The organism is Mycobacterium sp., assembly GCF_049683935.1.
Classification (GTDB): Bacteria; Actinomycetota; Actinomycetes; order Mycobacteriales; family Mycobacteriaceae; genus Mycobacterium.
The window spans coordinates 1-4,341 of record NZ_JBAUJR010000053.1 but is presented as its reverse complement, the minus strand read 5'-3'; the positions used below and the strand labels follow the sequence as shown (position 1 = coordinate 4,341).

General features: G+C 68.4%; 4 protein-coding genes. 3 read left to right on the top strand and 1 reads right to left on the bottom strand.

Translation table 11 applies throughout. The features are described 5' to 3' along the window. On the bottom strand, positions 1-1,265 hold a 1,265-nt coding region (locus WA965_RS02965; protein ID WP_526447045.1), incomplete at its 3' end, for a septum formation family protein. A gap of 123 nt (positions 1,266-1,388) precedes the next feature. Between WA965_RS02965 and serS the strand changes: the two genes are divergently transcribed. From serS to WA965_RS02950, 3 genes are all read left to right on the top strand, one after another. Further along, the gene (gene serS / locus WA965_RS02960; protein ID WP_526302963.1) at positions 1,389-2,654 is read left to right on the top strand and encodes a serine--tRNA ligase; all 1,266 of its coding nucleotides are present in this window, start codon (positions 1,389-1,391) and stop codon (positions 2,652-2,654) included. Positions 2,655-2,659: 5 nt separating this feature from the next. Further along, a complete protein-coding gene (locus tag WA965_RS02955; RefSeq protein ID WP_526302965.1) occupies positions 2,660-3,463 on the top strand; it encodes a DUF5718 family protein in 804 nt (267 codons plus the stop codon). Positions 3,464-3,470: 7 nt separating this feature from the next. Continuing rightward, positions 3,471-4,341: MOSC domain-containing protein (locus tag WA965_RS02950; RefSeq protein ID WP_526447043.1), on the top strand; the 871-nt coding region annotated here is incomplete at its 3' end.

The window sequence follows — 4,341 nt, the reverse complement described above, 5'->3', positions numbered from 1 at the left end:
GGCGGTCCGTTGAGGAACGTGTTCCCCGACGGCGGGGCGGTGTCCGCCGGCGGCTCCTGCTCGGTGTCGGCGGTACCGGTGCTGGGCGACTGCTGCGGCATGTGCTGCGTCTGGTCGCTCTGGCTGTTGTCGTAGGTCGAGTCCGAGGAGCCGCTGGACCCCGAGGAACCGGTGGACTGCGACGACGACTCGTTCGGGAAGTCCGGCATCGGGATCGGCGGCAAGTTGAGACGTTCCTCGGGGATGTCCGGGGGCGGCACCGGCGGCTGACCGTTGATCATCAGCGGACCTTTGGCGCTGTTCAGCAGCGTCGACCACCCGCCGTTGCCCAGGGTCGCACCGATGCTGCACGACACCTGATGGCTGCCGGCCGCCCAGCTGGGCAGCGACACGGTGCTGTAGATCAGCGTCAGCGTCGTGTTGCGCAGCTGGATCGGCGCCAGGTAGGCATCCGTCATCCGGGTGCACGTGTCCTTGATGAACGAGTCCTGCTCCGCCTCGGCCGGGAGTCCGTCGGGGAACCTCTCGGCGAGGTTGACCGCGCCGGTCACCTCCATCGCGTGCGGCGCCGCGCAGTCGACCGGGATATCGGTCGGCTGGTTGGTGGCCGGGTCGATGCCCAGGCACGTGCCCGGCGCCCACACCTTCGACTGGTCGATCTCGGCGACCCTGCCGGTGAACGGCAGCTGCTGGTTGTTGGGGCCCGGCAGTTGCAGGCCGCACAGCATCCTGCGCTCACCCGACTGCCGCCACGCCTTGTCGCCGGACCACAGCATGCTGACGGTGAACTTGCTCTGCGGGTCGAAGCGCGGACCGAGGTAGCGCTTCACGGCCGCCGAACACTGCTCCTGGCTGATCTGCTGGATACGTGCGGCGGACGGGGGCGCCGCATCGGGCCCGTATTCGCTGCCGGGGAACGTGCGCATGTCGACCGACTCGGCGACCTCGAACCGGTGCTCGGTGGTGCAGTCGACGATCTCGGCCGCATCGGGTGTGCGGTCCGGCCAGTTGAGGCAGTCGCCGCTCTTGGCGTGGTCGAAGGTGTCGTTGCCGCGGGGGCCCAGTGAGATGGAGTTGGCGGTGAGGCTGCCGGTCCGATCCGACTGCGGCAGTGCCGTGATCACCCCGGCGATCAGCAGCCCGCCGAGCGCGGTGAGCAGCAGCGCACGACGGGTCGACTCGGCTTGGAAGCTCCGCCACCAAGCCTTCTCGCCCGGTGTCGAGCCGCCCTCTGGGTGTTCGGGTGCCTGCGACATCTGCTCCATTGTGACAGGCGTGTCGGGTGCTGTGACAAGTGATGCAGTTGTAACGTTATGGGGCTGTGTCGCGGCAGCGGCAAATGTTGCGCCTGTGCCCGGACGCTCTGACCACCACGTAGGGTTTTGCCCGTGATCGACCTGAAGGTGCTGCGAGAAAACCCCGCCGCGGTGCGTGCATCACAACAGGCCCGCGGTGAAGATCCGGGCCTCGTCGACGTGCTCGCCGAGGCCGACGCTGCGCGACGGGCCGCCGTCTCCGCCGCCGACAACCTGCGCGCCGAACAGAAGGCGGCCAGCAAGCTGGTGGGCAAGGCCGCCCCCGACGAGCGACCGGCACTGCTGGCCACCGCAAAGGAGCTCGCCGAGCGGGTCAAGGCCGCCGAGGCGGCCCAGACCGAGGCCGAGAAGTCCTACACCGCAGCCCATATGGCGATCTCGAACGTCATCATCGAAGGCGTGCCCGCCGGTGGCGAAGACGACTTCGTGGTGCTGGACACCGTCGGTGAGCCGCCTACGCTCGAGAATCCGAAGGACCACCTCGAGCTGGGCGAGTCGCTGGGGCTCATCGACATGGAACGCGGCGCGAAGGTGTCCGGCTCCCGGTTCTACTTCCTCACCGGCGCCGGCGCGCTGCTGCAGCTGGGGCTGTTCCAGCTCGCGGTGCGCGTCGCGGTGGACAACGGATTCACCCTCGTCATCCCGCCGGTGCTGGTGCGGCCCGAGGTGATGCAGGGCACCGGCTTCCTGGGCGCCCACGCCGACGAGGTCTACCACCTCGAGGAGGACGACATGTATCTCGTCGGCACCTCCGAGGTGCCGCTGGCCGGCTTCCACGCCGACGAGATCCTCGACCTGTCGCAAGCGCCGAAGCGCTACGCCGGCTGGTCGACCTGCTTTCGGCGCGAGGCGGGCAGCTACGGCAAGGACACCCGGGGCATCATCCGCGTGCACCAGTTCGACAAGGTCGAGGGCTTCGTCTACTGCCGCCCGGAGGACGCCGAAGCCGAGCACCAGCGTCTGCTGGGCTGGCAGCGCCAGATGCTCGCCCACATCGAGGTGCCGTACCGCGTCATCGACATCGCGGCAGGCGACCTCGGATCGTCGGCGGCGCGGAAGTTCGACTGCGAGGCCTGGGTGCCGACGCAGGGCACCTACCGCGAGCTGACGTCGACCTCGAACTGCACCACGTTCCAGGCGCGGCGGCTGGCGGTGCGCTACCGCGACGAGAACGGCAAACCGCAGACCGCAGCGACGCTGAACGGAACCCTGGCCACCACGCGGTGGCTGGTGGCGATCCTCGAGAACCACCAGCAGCCCGACGGCAGTGTGCGGGTACCCGAAGCGCTGGTGCCCTATGTCGGAGCCGCCGTGCTCGAACCCGGGAGGACAACGTGATCGATGTGATCGAACTGGACGACGACGAGCTGCGGACGTGGTTCGGTTTCGGTGTCGCGGGCAACTTCGCCGGGCACCTCGAACAGGCCGGCGAGGCCGCCGATTTTGTGAACGTCAGCTCCGAGGGGTCGGCCCCCAAGGGCATCTTCCCGTGGTACGCACCGGGTCACGACAGCTTTCTCGGGGAGTTCCCGCTGTCGCACGACACGATCCGGCTGCCCGCCAGCGACACCCCGCTGAACCTGCAGATCGAACCCGAGGTCGGGCTGGCGTGTGAGGTCAAGTGGGCCGGTGACACCGTGGCGTCCTTGCAGCCGTTTGCCCTCGGTGCATTCAACGACTGCTCGATACGGCGGCCGAACGCGCCGAAGATCAGCCACAAGAAGAATTGGGGCCCGGCATCAAAAGGCGTTGCGCGGCAGTTCTTCGACGTCAGCGACCTCACCCCCGACGGTCCCACCGCGACGCTGCGGCTGGTCTGCCATCTGCTCACCGCCGACGGGCAGCAGCACGAGTACGGGGTGGACAGTCCGCTGCTGGGCTACTCGTACTACGGCGAGGTGCTGCTGGACTGGATCGTCGACCGGCTGGCCCATCAGAAGGGTTCCGCCGACACTCCTCTGGAGGATGTCGGGGCCCTGATGGTCGCCGGCGGTCACCCGACGAAGCTGTTGATCGGCATCGGCGCCACCCGGTACACGCCACTGGGCGAATCCACCTATCTGCAGCCCGGCGACCAGGCCGTCGTGCGGGTGTACGACACCGCAAGCGACGCATACTCTGAACTGCGCCAGACGGTTTCGGGATGAAGTCGTCATGAGCGGTTCGGTGGTGCAGCTCTGGCGGTTCCCGGTCAAGTCGATGGGCGGCTCGCCGGTCGACGAGGTGCGCATCGATCGACGCGGGGTGCACGCCGATCGGCTGTGGGCGGTCCGCGACCTCGAGCAGAACATCACGGCCTCCGCGCGCAGGCTCCCCAAGCTGCTCGGCTGTTCGGCCCGCTATGCTATCGCTCTCAGTCTCGACGCCGGCCCGGGAAACGTGCCCGAGGTGATCGTCACCATGCCGGACGGCACCGAATTGGCCAGTGGCGGTGACGAACTCGATCAAGCCCTGTCGGACCTGGTGGGACGTGAGGTACGGCTGACGGCCCTGCCGCCGAGCTCCGACACCAGCCTGCACCGGTTGTCGGTGCAGCAGACCCGCGCCAACTACTCGCCGACCGAGGTGCGCCGCGACTTCGGCCTGTCCGATCGGGAAGCGCTGCCCGACACGTCGGTCTTCACGACCAGGCAGATGCTGACCCTGGCCCGATTCGCCACCCCGCCGGGCACATTCGTGGACCTTAGCCCGGTCCACGTCGTCAGCACCACCAGCCTGGCTACTCTTTCCGCCGACGGTGTGCCCTATGACGTGCGCCGGTTCCGGCCCAACGTGCTGGTGGCTCTCGACGAGGCGGGCGACGGGTATCCCGAAGCGGGCTGGGTCGGTGGCGACGTCGAATTCGGTTCGGCGGCACTGCGAATCACCAATCCGACCATCAGGTGTGTGGTGCCCACCCGTCCGCAGCCCGGGCTCGAACTCGATCGTGCACTGACCCGCAGGCTGGCCGAGAGCACGCAGCGGTTCCTCGGCGTCTACGCCGACGTCGCCACACCCGGGGTGGTGCGTGTCGGCGACGCGGTGC